A 14,468-nucleotide genomic window follows, 5' to 3' on the forward strand; every position below is an offset into this window, starting at 1 on the left:
AAACCCATCGACAGCCAACGGAGATACAGTCATGAGCTTGCTGGAAATCCAGAACCTCAGCGTACGTTTCGGCGATGGTGGCGCACCGCCTGTCGTTGACGGCCTCGACCTCAGTGTCGATAAGGGCGAAGTGCTGGCCATCGTCGGTGAATCCGGCTCCGGCAAGTCGGTCACGATGATGGCCTTGATGGGGCTGGTCGATGCGCCAGGCAAAGTCGCTGCCGACCGCCTCCGTTTTGCCGGACAAGATCTGCTGACGCTCAAGGGCCGACAGCGCCGTCGATTGATCGGCAAGGACCTGGCAATGGTTTTCCAAGACCCGATGACAGCGCTCAACCCCAGCTACACGGTGGGCTTTCAGATTGAAGAAGTGCTCCGCCAGCATCTAGGACTCAAGGGCAAGGTCGCTCGACAGCGTGCGCTTGAGCTGCTTGAACGCGTGGAGATCCCCGGTGCCGCCAGTCGTCTGGATGCCTTTCCCCACCAGCTATCCGGCGGCATGAGCCAGCGCGTGGCGATTGCCATGGCCATCGCCGGGGAGCCACAGCTGCTGATCGCTGACGAGCCCACCACAGCACTCGACGTAACCATCCAGGCGCAGATCATGGAGCTGCTACTGAGTTTGCAGCACGACCAGAACATGGCACTGATCCTGATCACCCATGATCTTGCTGTCGTGGCCGAAACGGCTCAGCGCGTGTGCGTGATGTATGCCGGCCAGGCGGTCGAGACCGGCCGCGTACCGCAGCTGTTCGACGCACCTGCACACCCTTACACCGAGGCGCTGCTGGCCTCGATCCCCGAGCACTCGAACAACCGGCGATTGGCGACGTTGCCAGGCATCGTGCCCGGTCGCTACGACCGCCCTGTCGGATGCCTGCTGTCGCCACGCTGCCCCTACGCACAGCCGCGCTGCCAAGAGCGTCCGGCACTGGAGCCGTATGACCGGGGCGAAGTACGTTGCTTCTATCCACGAAACATGACACGGGAGGAAACGCCGAATGTGCCGCCCGAGGCTCAGCTTCAGAGCCAGCGGCCAGGAGGTATTCATGCGCACTACTGAGCAAGCCACTGGCAGCGTACTGTCCGCGCGCGAACTGACCCGTCACTACGATGTTTCCTGCGGCCTGTTCAAGCCCCATGCCACGGTTCGAGCGCTGAACGGGGTTTCCTTCGAGCTCGGAGCCGGTGAGACGCTGGCCGTTGTCGGCGAGTCCGGCTGCGGCAAATCCACCCTTGCTCGCGCCCTGACGCTGATTGAGGAGCCCTCTTCCGGCTCGCTGCAGATCGCTGGTCAAGAAGTGGCCGGTGCCAACAAGGCCCAGCGTAAACAGCTGCGCCGCGACGTGCAGATGGTGTTTCAGAACCCCTACGCTTCGTTGAACCCAAGGCAGAAGATCGGCGACCAGCTAGCAGAGCCTCTGGTGATCAACACCGGGCTGTCGCGCAGCGAACGTCGTGAGCGCGTCCAGGCGATGATGGAGCAGGTCGGGCTGCGCCCCGAGCATTATCAGCGCTATCCTCACATGTTCTCCGGCGGGCAGCGCCAGCGTATCGCCCTGGCCAGGGCAATGATGCTCAACCCCAAAGTGCTGATCGCTGACGAACCTACCTCTGCACTGGACGTATCAATCCAGGCGCAGGTGCTGAATCTGTTCATGGACTTGCAGGAACAGTTTAACGCAGGCTATGTGTTCATCTCTCACGATCTTGCTGTGGTCCGCCACGTAGCCGATCAGGTACTGGTGATGTATTTCGGCAGCCCGATGGAAAGGGGCCCCGCCGAACAGATTTATACCCACCCGCTGCACCCCTATACCCAGGTGCTGCTGGCCGCGACGCCAAGTATCCGACCCGATCCGTCGAAGGCGAGAGTCAGGGTCAGCGGCGAACTACCCAACCCGCTCGACCCGCCCGGCGGTTGCGTTTTTCATACCCGTTGCCCGCACGCCACGGAACGTTGTCGTGCCGAAGTGCCAGTGTTCCGGCCACTCGATAACCGGTGGGTGGCTTGCCATTATGCGGGTGAGGTTGGTGAGCGGTCTTAGCTGCCGGGAACAATATGGGAACACTCACGCCCGCGTTCCCCTACCTCAGAAACGCCGAAGGCCCCGGAATACGGAGCCTTCAGTTTGCGATATGGCGGAGGAGGTGAGATTCGAACTCACGGAAGAGTTTCCCCTTCGACGGTTTTCAAGACCGTTGCATTCAACCGCTCTGCCACTCCTCCGCAGAGAGCGGGCGCAATAGTACCGGAACGAAACACACTGTCAAACTCTGTTGTTAGGCTGAAACAAAAGCTCTGCTATGATCCGGGGCAATTCACCTCAGGCTGAATTCATTTACAGGAGTGTCGCCATGCTCAAGCAACAGTACGCATCTACGCACACGCAGGTTGAACAACAGGAAGTCAGCCGCGTTCTGCGCAACACCTATGGTCTTCTGGCCATCACCCTGGGCTTCAGTGCTCTGGTCGCCTACATGGCAATGCAGGCAAACGCAGCCTACCCGAACATTTTCGTGGTGCTGATCGGCTTCTACGGTTTGTTCTTCCTGACCGTCAAGCTGCGCAACTCCGCCTGGGGCCTGCTTTCCACCTTCGCTCTGACCGGCTTCATGGGCTATACGCTCGGTCCGATCCTCAATATGTATCTGGGCACTGCCAACGGTGGTGAACTGATTGCCTCCGCGCTGTCGATGACGGCTCTGGTGTTCTTCGGTCTGTCGGCCTTCGTGCTGATCACCCGCAAGGACATGAGCTTCCTGAGCGGTTTCATCACCGCGGGCTTCTTCGTCCTACTGGGCGCCATGGTCGCGAGCTTCTTCTTCCAGATCAGCGGCCTGCAACTGGCGATCAGCGCCGGCTTCGTGCTGTTCTCTTCGGTCTGCATCCTTTACCAGACCAGTGCGATCATCCACGGCGGCGAGCGCAACTACATCATGGCCACCATTGGCTTGTACGTTTCGATCTACAACCTGTTCATCAGCCTGCTGCAGCTGATGGGCATCATGGGCGGCGACGACTGATAGCCATCCAATGAATGAGCCCGCTTCGGCGGGCTTTTTCGTTTTTGAAGCTGGCGTATCATGTCACCCTGCAAATCAACGGTGCCTCATGAAATTCGTTATCGCCCTGTTCTCTCCCGCCCACTCTCCTGCTTCGCGACGTGCCTTGCGCTTTGCCGAGGCGGTGCTGGCAGGTGGGCACGAAATCGTCCGATTGTTCCTTTACCAAGACGGTGTACATAGCGCGTCGGCCAATACCGTGAGCGCACAGGACGAACTGGATATCGCTGCGCAATGGAGCCAATTCGTCGATCGCCATCAGTTGGATGGGGTGGTGTGCATCGCCGCCGGCCTGCGTCGTGGCGTGCTGGACGAGCAGGAGGCCAAGCGCCATCAGCGCCCGGCTGCGAACCTCGCGTCTGGCTGGGAGCTGTCCGGGCTGGGCCAATTGCACGAAGCCAGCCAGCAAGCTGATCGTCTCGTGTGCTTTGGAGGCCACTGATGGCTCGCTCGATGCTGATCATCACCCGCCAGTCGCCCTGGTCCGGCCCCTCGGCGCGCGAAGCGTTGGACATCGTGCTGGCCGGGGGCGCCTTCGAGCTTCCGCTTGGGTTGCTTTTTCTCGATGACGGCGTGTTCCAGCTGGCACCTGCGCAGCAGGCGGCGCACCTGCAGCAGAAAGACCTGACAGCCAACCTGCAGGCATTGCCGATGTTCGGCATCGATTCGTTATTCGCGGCCAGACGCAGCCTCAGCGAGCGAGGGCTGGACGAGACAGCGCTTCCGCTTCAGGTCGACGTGCTCGACGATGCCGCTCTTAGCGCCCTTATCAACCGCTATGACCATGTGATCACCCTCTGATGGCGACCTTGCACCTGCTTTCCGACTCCCCCTTTACCGACGGCCGCCTGGCCAGCTGCCTGCACCTTTTGAGCGCCGACGATGCCCTGCTGCTCAGCGGCGATGCTGTCTATGCGCTGCAGAGCGCAACCACCCAACGCCAGGCACTGGAGTTGATGCCTGACAACATCGCCTTGTTCGCGCTGGAAGAAGACGTCGTCGCGCGCGGCCTGAGCGATCTGCCCGGACGCTTGCAGCAGGTCGATTATCCAGGCTTCGTGGAGCTCTGCTGCCGGTACGCACGGACGAATGCCTGGCTATGAATGCGTTGATGGTTAACGGCACAGAGGTTGCTGTGGATCAGGAAGGATTTCTGATCGATCTCGCAGACTGGAGCGAGCCGGTTGCCGAAGCACTGGCCGAAGCGGAAGGACTCGATCTCGAAACTGAACACTGGGAGATTCTGCATCTACTGCGCAAGTTCTATCAGGAGTTCCAGCTTTCGCCCGCAACGCGCCCGCTGATCAAATACACCGCGCTGAAACTCGGCCCGGAAAAGGGCAACAGCATGCACCTCAATCGCCTATTCAAAGGTACACCTGCCAAGCTCGCCGCGAAGCTGGCGGGCTTGCCGAAACCGAGCAATTGCATATGAGCCTCGTCACCCCGCCCGAACACCCCTTCGCCGTCTTCGTCCGGATCCTGGGCAAAGGCAAGCGCGGCGCTCGCGACCTCACCCGAGAGGAAGCCCGCGAAGCCATGGGCATGCTGCTCGATGGCAAGACCGAGGAGACCCAGCTCGGAGCCTTTCTCATGCTGCTGCGACATAAGGAAGAAAGCGCCGAAGAGCTCGCCGGCTTCACCGAGGCCGTACGCGAGCGATTGCACGCTCCGCCGATCGACGTGGATATCGACTGGCCTACCTATGCCGGCAAAAAGCGCCATCTGCCCTGGTACCTGCTCGCAGCCAAATGCCTCGCACAGAACGGCATTCGCATCCTGATGCACGGTGGCGGAGCCCATACGGCCGGACGGATATACACCGAACAGCAACTCCAACTACTGGGTATCGCCCGCTGCGAAGGCTGGGACAGTGTCTCCGCAGCGCTGGGTCGCACCAATCTTGCATTCACGCCGCTGGGCGCCTGGATGCCTGGATTGCAGCGGATGATCGATCAGCGCAACATCCTTGGCCTGCGCTCGCCGATCCATTCTCTGGCGCGCATCCTTAATCCGCTGGGCGCACGTTGCGGCCTGCAGAGCATCTTTCACCCCGGCTATCAGGCCAATCACCGCGAGGCCAGCCGCCTGCTTGGCGACACGGCCATTGTCATCAAGGGCGAAGGCGGCGAAATCGAGGTTAACCCGGATGGTGTCGCGCACCTGTACGGCGCCAACGCTGGCGAGGCCTGGGACGAGGACTGGCCGGCCCTGTCACCGCAACGCCATGTGAAGCCCGCGCAGCTCGACCCGCAGCAGCTGCTCGCCGTCTGGCGAGGAACTGCCGAAGACGCCTATGGCGAACTGGCCGTGGTGGCAACCATGGCTCTGGCATTACGAGGCCTTGGGCGGTCGCGCGAGCAGGCGTTCGCCGAGGCACGACAGCATTGGGAACGGCGCAACTCATCGAGCTAGGCGATGGGTTTGACCGGGGATTGCGACCCATCCATCGAACTATCCCTCATAGACTGAGCCCTAATCTGAAAGCGTGAGGAGGCAGATATGGGGCTCTTGGTCGATGGGCAATGGCAGGACCGTTGGTACGAAAACAGCCGTGATGGCGAATTCCAGCGAGAACAGGCGCAACGACGCGACTGGGTCACGGCAGATGGTTCGCCCGGCCCGGACGGTCAACAGGCCACCAAGGCCGAGGCCGGGCGCTATCACCTCTATGTTTCGTTCGCGTGCCCCTGGGCGAACCGAACACTCATCTATCGCAAACTCAAGCAACTCGAACCGCTGATCGACGTATCGGTCGTGAGCTGGCTGATGGCCGATCATGGCTGGACTTTCGATAAGTACACCGGTTCCAGCGGGGACGCATTGGACAGTTTGCAGTATTTGCACCAGCGCTATACCCGTGACGATGAGAACTACACCGGCCGCGTCACTGTGCCGGTGCTCTGGGATCGCCAGCAGCAGCGCATCGTCAACAACGAGTCGGCCGAGCTTATCCGCATTTTCAACACCGCGTTCGATGGTCTGACCGGCTCGACTCTGGACCTCTACCCCGAACCCCTGCGTGCCGAGATCGATGCGCTCAACGAGCGGATCTATCCGCGGGTAAACAACGGAGTTTATCGCGCCGGATTCGCTTCCACGCAAAAGGCCTATGAGGACGCGTTCGACGAACTGTTCAACGAACTGGACTGGCTGGATCTGCGTCTCGGTGAACGGCGCTACCTGACGGGACAGTATCTGACCGAGGCGGACTGGCGGTTATTCACCACCATCATTCGCTTCGACTCGGTCTATTACGGTCATTTCAAGTGCAATCTGCGGCGAATCGAGGATTATCCCAATCTGTCCAATTGGTTGCGTGAGCTGTATCAATGGCCTGGGATCGCCGAAACCGTTGATCTCACCCATATCAAAAGCCATTACTACGCGAGCCATCGCCATATCAATGCCAACGGCATCATTCCCAAGGGGCCGGAGCTGGGACTCGATCGTGTGCACGATCGCGAACGGCTACCTGGCAAGGGAATCTGGTCGCGCTGATTACCAACAGAGGCATTCGCAGCGGTCCTGCTGCGAATGCACGCGGAACAGCGCCTATTCAGCCTCGGCGGTATCGCGACCTACGAACCAGGCGAGTTTCTCTCGCAACTGCACTACCTCACCGACGATGATCAGCGTTGGTGCCTGCACCTGCTCGCTGGCGACACGCTCGGCCAGATTGGCAAGCGTTCCGGTAAACACCCGCTGATGGCTGGTGGTGCCTTGCTGGATCAGCGCGGCGGGCGTCTCTGCATTGCGCCCATGGGCGATCAGCTGCTGGCAGATGACCGGTAGTCCCACCAAGCCCATGTAAAACACCAGGGTCTGGCTGGGCGCGACCAATTCCGACCACGGCAGATCGCAGCTGCCATCCTTCAGATGGCCAGTGACGAAGCGGACCGATTGCGCATGATCACGATGGGTCAGCGGAATACCGGCATAGGCTGCGCAGCCACTGGCGGCCGTAATGCCGGGAACGACCTGGAATGGCACGTCATGGACGGCCAGCTCCTCGATCTCCTCGCCGCCACGACCGAAGATGAAGGGATCGCCACCTTTGAGGCGCAGCACACGCTTGCCCTGCCGAGCCAGCGTCACCAGCAGCTGGTTGATCTGCTCCTGGGGGACGGCATGGTCGGCGCGCTGCTTGCCGACGTAGATCCGATCAGCATCGCGGCGACACAGATCGAGAATGGCCGGCGCGACCAGACGATCATATAGCACCACATCGGCCTGCTGCATCAGGCGCAGCGCGCGGAAGGTCAACAGGTCCGGATCGCCGGGGCCGGCACCGACCAGATACACCTCACCGAGGCTCTTCGACGATGCGCCGGAGAGTTTTTCCTCGAGCAGCCGCTCAGCCTCATGCACCTGCCCTGCCATTGCTCGTTCGGCAATGTTGCCTTGAAAAACCTCTTCCCAGAACACGCGCCGCTGCTGCACGTTTGGCAACTTGGCCTTGACCTGACTACGAAATTTCTTCGCCAGACCGGCCAGCTGACCGTACACCGCCGGCACCCAGGTTTCGATGCGTGCACGCATCAGACGCGCCAGCACCGGCGCATCGCCGCCGCTGGATACTGCAATCATCAGCGGCGAGCGATCGACGATCGCGGGAAAGATAACCGTGCACAGCTCGGGGGAATCCACCACGTTGACCGGCATGCCGAGCGCTTTCGCATCTTGCGACACCTGAGCGTTCAGCGGCTCGTCATCGGTGGCGGCGATCGCCAGAACACAGCCACGCAGGTCGTCGTGGGCGTAGCCACGCATGAGAGCCTGCCCTCCGCCCTGCTCCACCAGCTCGATCAGCTGTGGCTCGATTTCAGGCGCCACGACACGCAACATCGCACCGGCCTCGGACAGCAGGCGCGCCTTGCGCAAGGCGATCTCGCCGCCGCCGACGACCAGCACTGCGCGACCCTTGAGGTTGTGGAACAGCGGCAGAAAATCCATCAGCGAACCCTGGTGACCAAGAAAGATTGGGTCATCTCAACCATTACGCTGCAGAGAGCCCTTGTCGGTAATCAAGGAGTCAGGATAGTGCCGGCAAGCAGCCCGTTGGGCGGCAATTCACCGCACCGGTTTCCGACTCCAGACAACACGGCGCACCGAGCACTCAACCGATGGTTTCGATACCACCCATGTAGGGTTTCAAGACGTCCGGCACCTGGATGCTGCCGTCCGCCTGCTGGTAATTCTCCAACACTGCGACCAGCGTTCGCCCCACGGCCAGACCGGAACCATTGAGCGTGTGCACCAGCTCCGGCTTGCCGGTTTCTGGATTGCGGAAGCGCGCCTGCATGCGCCGCGCCTGGAAATCGCCACAGTTGGAGCAGGACGAAATCTCGCGGTACTTGTCCTGGCTTGGCACCCAGACTTCCAGATCGTAGGTCTTGGTGGCGCCGAACCCCATGTCCCCGGTGCACAGCGCCAACACGCGGTACGGCAATCCCAGCAACTGCAGGACCTTCTCGGCATTGGCAGTAAGGCTTTCAAGCGCCTCGAACGATTGGCTCGGCTCAACGATCTGGACCATCTCGACCTTATCGAACTGATGCTGGCGAATCATTCCCCGCGTATCGCGGCCAGACGCACCGGCTTCGCTGCGGAAGCACGGCGTGTGCGCAACGAACTTCAGCGGCAACTGCTTGGCATCGAGAATTTCGCCAGACACGATATTGGTCAGCGAAACCTCGGCAGTCGGAATCAGATACAGATCGGCTTCGTTCTCGCGGGCGATCTTGAAGAGATCTTCCTCGAACTTGGGCAATTGACCGGTTCCTTGCAACGCCGGTGCCTGGACCAGATACGGCGTATAGGCCTCTTCGTAGCCATGCTCCCGGGTGTGCAGGTCGAGCATGAACTGCGCCAATGCGCGATGCAGACGTGCAATCGGCCCACGCATCAGGGCGAAGCGTGCACCGGACAGCTTGGCGGCGGTTTCGAAATCCAGCCAGCCATACTGTTCGCCCACGGCCACGTGATCTTTGATTTCGAAATCGAAAGTCTTTGGCGCGCCCCAGCGGCGCACCTCAACGTTGTCGTCTTCGCTCTTGCCCACCGGAACCGACTCGTGCGGCAAGTTCGGCAGGCTCAACATCAATTGATCCAGTTCGGCCTGGATGCCGTCGAGCTCGACCTTGCCGGCGTCCAGCTCGGATGCCATGCGATCCACATCGGCGAGTAAGGGCGCGATGTCTTCACCGCGTTGCTTGGCCTGGCCAATTGACTTGGAGCGAGCGTTACGCTCGGCTTGCAGCTGTTCGGTGCGGGTCTGCACGGTCTTACGCTGAGCTTCCAGCGCCTCGATACGCGCCACATCCAGCTGGTAGCCGCGAGTAGCCAGGCGATCAGCGACGTCTTGTAGCTGTGTGCGTACCAGTTTCGAATCAAGCATGGTGGGTCTCGTCTGTGAAAGCTTTGAGGAATGGCGAAGAGGAAGCGGAGTTTACTGTGATCGCGGCCAGGTTCATAACCTACCTATCGCCAGCCCGACCCAGGCCGCAAGCAGCCCGCCGAGCACGCTGATGCCGATATAGCCGAAGGTGGTCGCAAATTGCCCGCTCTCGAGCAGGCGCAGGCCATCGAGCGAAAAGCTCGAGAACGTCGTCAGCGCCCCGAGAAAACCGATGATGAGGCCGCCGCGCAGTTCGGGTGATATCTCCGGGCGCACCAGGAAGGACGCGTACAGATAGCCAATCAGCAAGCAACCAAGCAGGTTGACCCCTAGCGTTGCAAGATAGAAATGACGCGGCCAGTGCGTCGAGATCCAGCTCGCAACGCCGAAGCGGATCAGGGTACCGAGCACACCACCCGCCGCCACCGCGAGCGCCATCCGTATCATGTCCTTCTCCGTTGCCGCGGGCTTTCCCGATCGAGCCGTGCCAGGTGTTCCAGCTTGTCGCGAATCTTGCTTTCCAGCCCGCGCGGCACTGGCTGATAGTATTGCCGCGGCGTCATGGCGTCCGGGAAGTAGTCTTCACCCGCTGCATAGGCATCGGGCTCGTCGTGGGCATAGCGGTACTCGTTGCCGTAGCCCAACTCCTTCATCAACCGAGTCGGTGCGTTGCGCAGATGCAGAGGCACTTCCTGCGAGCCGTTCTCGGCGACATCGCGCAACGCCGCCTTGTAGGCCATGTAGACGGCGTTGCTCTTCGGCGCGCAGGCCAGATAGACGATCGCCTGCGCGACCGCCAGTTCGCCTTCCGGGCTTCCCAGACGCTCCTGAACGTCCCAGGCGGAGAGGCACAACCCCATCGCGCGCGGATCTGCGTTACCGACCTCCTCGCTGGCCATTCGCACCACACGCCGCGCGATGTAGAGCGGATCGCAGCCGCCGTCGATCATCCGTGCGAACCAGTACAGCGCGGCGTCCGGGTTCGAACCGCGAACAGATTTATGCAGTGCTGATATCTGGTCATAAAAAGCTTCGCCGCCCTTGTCGAAGCGACGACGGCTGTCACCCAGCAGATCCTGCAGCAGCTCCACGCTGATCTCGCCGCCCTCTTCGGCCAGGTCAGAGGCGTTTTCCAGGAGATTCAGCAGCCGCCGGCCATCGCCATCGGCCGCGGCCATGAGCATGCGGAAACTCTCGTCCGGCAGGCTCAGGCGCAGATCACCCAAGCCCTTGGCTTCGGTCAAAGCGCGCTCGACCAGCTTGCGCAACGCCGCCTCGTCGAGGCTTTTGAGCACATAGACCCGCGCCCGGGACAGCAAGGCGTTGTTCAGCTCGAACGAGGGATTCTCGGTGGTGGCACCGATGAAGATCAGCGTGCCGTCCTCGACATAGGGAAGGAAAGCGTCCTGCTGAGACTTGTTGAAACGATGCACCTCGTCGACAAAGAGAATGGTGCGTCTACCGTATTGAGCGGCCTGCTGCTTGGCGATTTCCACCGCCTGGCGGATTTCCTTGACGCCCGCCAGTACGGCCGAGACGGTCTCGAAATGGGCATCGGAGACCTTGGCCAGCAATCGCGCCAGCGTCGTCTTGCCGACGCCAGGCGGCCCCCAGAACACCATCGAATGCAGTGCGCCCTGCTCCAGCGCTTCGCGCAACGGTTTGCCGCGCGCCAACAGGTGCTCCTGCCCGACGTATTCATCGAGACTGGCGGCGCGCAAACGCGCGGCTAACGGTTGGGCGACAGGATCGCGACTGAACAGGTCCATCGCGGACGGGAACCTCTTATGCAAACGGCCTGCAGGAAAGCAGGCCGTATCGGTTGGCGAGCGTACCGACGCAGATCATTCGGAAATGACGTCAGTTCCCTCGGGAATCTCGAAGGTGAACAGATCGGCCTTGAGTGGCTGGTTCAGTCTGACGCCGTGAAACAGGATGTTGGTGCGCTGGCCGACACCGTCGACCATCTGCATGTCATTGATCACATCGCCGCGGAAGGACAGGCGCAGGGTGTCGAACAGGGTGTCCTTGGCCTTGGGCTTCAAGGTGAAATCCACGACCTCGCCGGCTTCCTGATGCGAGACATTGAAGTTTTCGCTGATGGCCGAGACGTCGCCCGAGAGCAACAGGGCCGGCGTATGGGTCAGGCGCTGGTCCAGCGTCTGGATGGTCACCTGCTCGAGGTCCGGGTCGTACAGCCAGACCTTCTTGCCATTGGAGATCAGCAACTGCTCCATCGGCTCGTCAGTGTGCCAGCGAAACTGACCCGGCCGCTTCAGCGCCATCTCGCCGGAGGTTTCCTGGAGCTGGGTGCCGGTGCCGTCAAGCGACAGTTGGGAAAAACGGCCGGTCAGCGTTTCGGCCTTCTGCAAAAGCCCCGTCAGGCGCTGCACAGAAGCGGCCTGGTCGGCCTGAGCCGGAACCAGGGCAAATAGCAGAGCGGATGCAAACAACGCACGAATCAATTGCATGGAGCCCTCGGCGAACTAGTCGCGGGTAGGAGGCGGCGCGAGCACTTCGCGCGAGCCGTTGGTATTCATGGAGGTCACGACACCGGCCATTTCCATGGCTTCGATCATCCGCGCGGCGCGGTTGTAGCCGATCTTGAGCTTGCGCTGCACAGCGGAAATCGATGCCCGGCGACTTTCGGTGACAAAGCGTACGGCCTCGTCGTAAAGCGGATCGTCCTCACTGTCCTCACCGCTGCCGCTGTCGCCACCCCCGCCATCGAAGCCGCTACCGGATTCCTCGACACCGACCAGAATCTCTTCGATATAGTCGGGCGCGCCCCGTGCTTTCCAGGCCTCCACAACGCGGTGTACTTCTTCGTCGGAAACGAAGGCGCCGTGTACGCGGATCGGTAAGCCGGTACCGGGCGGCAGATAAAGCATGTCGCCGTGACCGAGCAGTTGCTCGGCGCCGCCCTGGTCGAGAATGGTGCGCGAGTCGATCTTGCTCGATACCTGGAAGGCCATACGAGTCGGAATGTTGGCCTTGATCAGACCGGTAATCACGTCCACCGACGGCCGCTGGGTAGCGAGAATCAAGTGAATGCCCGCGGCCCGGGCTTTCTGCGCAATACGCGCGATCAATTCTTCGACCTTCTTGCCGACGATCATCATCATGTCGGCGAATTCGTCTACCACCACGACGATCGTCGGCAGCTTCTTCAGTAACGGCGCTTCATCTTCCATGCTTTCGCGGCGATAAAGTGGATCGGTGAGCGGCGTACCGGCCTCCTCTGCATCCTTCACCTTGCGGTTGAAGCCCGCCAGGTTACGCACACCCATGGCCGCCATCAGCTTGTAGCGCCGTTCCATTTCCGCGACGCTCCACCGCAGCGCGTTGGCCGCCTCCTTCATGTCGGTCACAACCGGGCACAACAGGTGCGGAATGCCTTCGTAGATCGACAGCTCAAGCATCTTCGGGTCGATCATGATCAGCCGCGCGTCTTCTGGCGTGGACTTGAACAGGATGGACAAGATCATAGCGTTCACACCGACCGACTTACCCGAGCCGGTGGTACCCGCGACCAGCAGGTGGGGCATCTTCGCCAAGTCGGCAATCACAGGTTTGCCACCGATATCGTGGCCGAGAGCGATGGTGACCGGCGACTTGGCGTCGTCATACGGAGCCGAAGACAGTACTTCCGAGAACCGTACAATCTGTCGATCCTCGTTGGGTATTTCGATACCAACGGTCGTCTTGCCCGGGATCACCTCAACCACTCGCACGCTGATTACCGCAAGCGAACGCGCCAGGTCCTTCGCCAGGTTGGAGATCCGGCTGACCTTGACGCCAGCGGCCGGCTGAATCTCGAAACGCGTGATCACCGGACCTGGATGAACCGACTCGACGATGACCTCAACGCCAAACTCCTTGAGTTTGATCTCGAGCAGCCGCGACATGGCTTCAAGCGATTCGGGCGAGTATTGCTTCTGCTGTTTTTCGGCGACATCCAGCAGCGACAGCGGCGGCACGCTGCCTTCGATCAGTGGGTCGACGAACAGGTTGGCCTGCTTTTCCTTCAAGGCGCGCTTGCTCTGCTCGACCGGCTTCGGCGGTACCGCAGGCGGTATGACCGGTGCCGGACGCTTGTCGCGCTCGCTCATGTGCTTGCTCAGCGACTCTTCGCGCTCAAGCAGCCGCTCCTTGACCTTAGCGCGCTCACGACGGTCAGAGAGCGAACCGGCTACCCCGTTGACTACATCATCAGCTTCACGCAGTTGCGCGACAACCTGCTTGCGCTCGCTGCGGGCGGACCACCACCGACTGAAGAGACTCTGAATCAGTTCGATCAGATCGAGGGTGATCTTGCCGGTCAGATCCATCACTTTGAACCAGGACAGATCAGTGAATACCGTCAGGCCGAACAGGAAGAACGCTAGCAGCAGCAAGGTGCTGCCCTGGACATTGAGCGCAGCCTCAGCGAGCTGACCGAGACTTTCGCCCAAGGCGCCGCCGGCCGACGCAGGCAGATCGTTGGCGAACTGGAAATGGATATAAGCCAGCGCGGAACCGGACAGAATCAGAAAAACGAGCCCGATCAATCGCCACGAGAACAGCCAGCCGTTCCAGGTCCAGGGCTGATGCCGCGCGCGGAATACCTGCCAGGTCTTGATGCCCAGCAACAGCGGAAACAAGTAAGCGAAATAGCCGAGCGCCATGAACAACACATCGGCGAACCAGGCCCCGGCGCGGCCGGCAGCGTTCTGGACCTGCTGGACGTTACTGGTGTGGGTCCAGCCGGGATCGGCCGGGTCGTAGGTAAGCAGCGCCATCCAGAGGTAGGCGCACAGCGCGCCGAGCGCGATCAAGGCACCCTCTTTGAGGCGGTAATTCAACTGTTGTCGCCAGACGGAAGCCGGCGCTGTAGAGGAGGTATTCTTCAAAACGCTTTATTTCCTGCGCCTGCGGCGCGCTCTATGAACCGTAGTCAGCCTGAACTTGGACATTGTACGGGTTTGTCGATTCGATGGCATGCCGGTTCCGCGCCAGCTTG

At 61.0% G+C, this 14,468-nt stretch carries 15 protein-coding genes and 1 tRNA gene; 9 read left to right on the forward strand and 7 right to left on the reverse strand.

Features of this window, described 5'->3' with window-relative positions; all coding sequences use genetic code 11:
• Positions 1 to 31: 31 nt before the first annotated feature.
• Positions 32 to 1,063, forward strand: coding sequence for an ABC transporter ATP-binding protein (locus DQ405_RS18225; protein ID WP_168425496.1), 1,032 nt, complete (start codon positions 32 to 34; stop codon positions 1,061 to 1,063).
• Positions 1,050 to 2,048: a peptide ABC transporter ATP-binding protein gene (locus DQ405_RS18230; protein WP_168425497.1), complete on the forward strand. Its 999-nt coding sequence runs from the start codon at positions 1,050 to 1,052 to the stop codon at positions 2,046 to 2,048. Before DQ405_RS18225 ends, DQ405_RS18230 begins: the two co-directional genes overlap by 14 nt.
• A gap of 92 nt (positions 2,049 to 2,140) precedes the next feature.
• Here the strand turns inward: DQ405_RS18230 and DQ405_RS18235 are convergent.
• A tRNA-Ser gene (locus tag DQ405_RS18235) sits at positions 2,141 to 2,230 on the reverse strand.
• Between the two features lie 128 nt (positions 2,231 to 2,358).
• On the opposite strand from DQ405_RS18235, the gene DQ405_RS18240 reads away from it, so the two are divergent.
• The 7 genes from DQ405_RS18240 (at position 2,359) to DQ405_RS18270 (ending at position 6,567) form a co-directional block, all read left to right on the forward strand.
• Positions 2,359 to 3,027: a Bax inhibitor-1/YccA family protein gene (locus DQ405_RS18240; protein ID WP_168425498.1), complete on the forward strand. Its 669-nt coding sequence runs from the start codon at positions 2,359 to 2,361 to the stop codon at positions 3,025 to 3,027.
• 88 nt (positions 3,028 to 3,115) lie between these two features.
• A complete protein-coding gene (gene tusD, locus DQ405_RS18245) occupies positions 3,116 to 3,508 on the forward strand; it encodes a sulfurtransferase complex subunit TusD (RefSeq protein WP_168425499.1) in 393 nt (130 codons plus the stop codon).
• Positions 3,508 to 3,867: a sulfurtransferase complex subunit TusC gene (gene tusC / locus DQ405_RS18250; RefSeq protein ID WP_168425500.1), complete on the forward strand. Its 360-nt coding sequence runs from the start codon at positions 3,508 to 3,510 to the stop codon at positions 3,865 to 3,867. The genes tusD and tusC overlap by 1 nt, the downstream gene beginning before the upstream one ends.
• Positions 3,867 to 4,169 (forward strand): sulfurtransferase complex subunit TusB, encoded by a 303-nt coding sequence (gene tusB, locus DQ405_RS18255; RefSeq protein WP_168425501.1) that lies wholly within the window; start codon positions 3,867 to 3,869, stop codon positions 4,167 to 4,169. The genes tusC and tusB overlap by 1 nt, the downstream gene beginning before the upstream one ends.
• Positions 4,166 to 4,501: a TusE/DsrC/DsvC family sulfur relay protein gene (locus tag DQ405_RS18260; protein WP_168425502.1), complete on the forward strand. Its 336-nt coding sequence runs from the start codon at positions 4,166 to 4,168 to the stop codon at positions 4,499 to 4,501. Before tusB ends, DQ405_RS18260 begins: the two co-directional genes overlap by 4 nt.
• Entirely contained in the window at positions 4,498 to 5,481 is a 984-nt protein-coding gene (locus DQ405_RS18265; protein ID WP_168425503.1) for a glycosyl transferase family protein, read from the forward strand. The genes DQ405_RS18260 and DQ405_RS18265 overlap by 4 nt, the downstream gene beginning before the upstream one ends.
• 87 nt (positions 5,482 to 5,568) lie before the next feature.
• A complete protein-coding gene (locus DQ405_RS18270; protein ID WP_168425504.1) occupies positions 5,569 to 6,567 on the forward strand; it encodes a glutathione S-transferase family protein in 999 nt (332 codons plus the stop codon).
• A 54-nt stretch (positions 6,568 to 6,621) separates the two neighbouring features.
• On the opposite strand, the gene cysG is transcribed toward DQ405_RS18270, so the two are convergent.
• From cysG to ftsK, 6 genes are all read right to left on the reverse strand, one after another.
• On the reverse strand, positions 6,622 to 8,022 hold the full coding sequence (cysG, locus tag DQ405_RS18275; RefSeq protein ID WP_168425505.1) for a siroheme synthase CysG: 1,401 nt from the start codon (positions 8,020 to 8,022) through the stop codon (positions 6,622 to 6,624).
• A gap of 163 nt (positions 8,023 to 8,185) precedes the next feature.
• Positions 8,186 to 9,466: a serine--tRNA ligase gene (serS, locus tag DQ405_RS18280; protein ID WP_168425506.1), complete on the reverse strand. Its 1,281-nt coding sequence runs from the start codon at positions 9,464 to 9,466 to the stop codon at positions 8,186 to 8,188.
• Between the two features lie 72 nt (positions 9,467 to 9,538).
• Positions 9,539 to 9,913, reverse strand: a complete 375-nt coding sequence (gene crcB / locus DQ405_RS18285; RefSeq protein ID WP_168425507.1) for a fluoride efflux transporter CrcB — start codon at positions 9,911 to 9,913, stop codon at positions 9,539 to 9,541.
• Positions 9,910 to 11,235, reverse strand: a complete 1,326-nt coding sequence (locus tag DQ405_RS18290; protein WP_168425508.1) for a replication-associated recombination protein A — start codon at positions 11,233 to 11,235, stop codon at positions 9,910 to 9,912. Before DQ405_RS18290 ends, crcB begins: the two co-directional genes overlap by 4 nt.
• A 75-nt stretch (positions 11,236 to 11,310) precedes the next feature.
• Entirely contained in the window at positions 11,311 to 11,937 is a 627-nt protein-coding gene (gene lolA, locus DQ405_RS18295; protein ID WP_168425509.1) for an outer membrane lipoprotein chaperone LolA, read from the reverse strand.
• A 15-nt stretch (positions 11,938 to 11,952) separates the two neighbouring features.
• Entirely contained in the window at positions 11,953 to 14,358 is a 2,406-nt protein-coding gene (gene ftsK / locus DQ405_RS18300; RefSeq protein ID WP_174824693.1) for a DNA translocase FtsK, read from the reverse strand.
• Positions 14,359 to 14,468: the final 110 nt, after the last annotated feature.

Source organism: Pseudomonas sp. SST3 (genome assembly GCF_003325755.1).

Excerpts from the sequence above, each read along its gene's own strand:
- DQ405_RS18225 (WP_168425496.1), top strand. The coding sequence starts at position 32 with ATGAGCTTGCTGGAAATCCAGAACCTCAGCGTACGTTTCGGCGATGGT.
- DQ405_RS18230 (WP_168425497.1), top strand. The coding sequence starts at position 1,050 with ATGCGCACTACTGAGCAAGCCACTGGCAGCGTACTGTCCGCGCGCGAA.
- DQ405_RS18240 (WP_168425498.1), top strand. The coding sequence starts at position 2,359 with ATGCTCAAGCAACAGTACGCATCTACGCACACGCAGGTTGAACAACAG.
- tusD (WP_168425499.1), top strand. The coding sequence starts at position 3,116 with ATGAAATTCGTTATCGCCCTGTTCTCTCCCGCCCACTCTCCTGCTTCG.
- tusC (WP_168425500.1), top strand. The coding sequence starts at position 3,508 with ATGGCTCGCTCGATGCTGATCATCACCCGCCAGTCGCCCTGGTCCGGC.
- tusB (WP_168425501.1), top strand. The coding sequence starts at position 3,867 with ATGGCGACCTTGCACCTGCTTTCCGACTCCCCCTTTACCGACGGCCGC.
- DQ405_RS18260 (WP_168425502.1), top strand. The coding sequence starts at position 4,166 with ATGAATGCGTTGATGGTTAACGGCACAGAGGTTGCTGTGGATCAGGAA.
- DQ405_RS18265 (WP_168425503.1), top strand. The coding sequence starts at position 4,498 with ATGAGCCTCGTCACCCCGCCCGAACACCCCTTCGCCGTCTTCGTCCGG.
- DQ405_RS18270 (WP_168425504.1), top strand. The coding sequence starts at position 5,569 with ATGGGGCTCTTGGTCGATGGGCAATGGCAGGACCGTTGGTACGAAAAC.
- cysG (WP_168425505.1), bottom strand. The coding sequence starts at position 8,022 with ATGGATTTTCTGCCGCTGTTCCACAACCTCAAGGGTCGCGCAGTGCTG.
- serS (WP_168425506.1), bottom strand. The coding sequence starts at position 9,466 with ATGCTTGATTCGAAACTGGTACGCACACAGCTACAAGACGTCGCTGAT.
- crcB (WP_168425507.1), bottom strand. The coding sequence starts at position 9,913 with ATGATACGGATGGCGCTCGCGGTGGCGGCGGGTGGTGTGCTCGGTACC.
- DQ405_RS18290 (WP_168425508.1), bottom strand. The coding sequence starts at position 11,235 with ATGGACCTGTTCAGTCGCGATCCTGTCGCCCAACCGTTAGCCGCGCGT.
- lolA (WP_168425509.1), bottom strand. The coding sequence starts at position 11,937 with ATGCAATTGATTCGTGCGTTGTTTGCATCCGCTCTGCTATTTGCCCTG.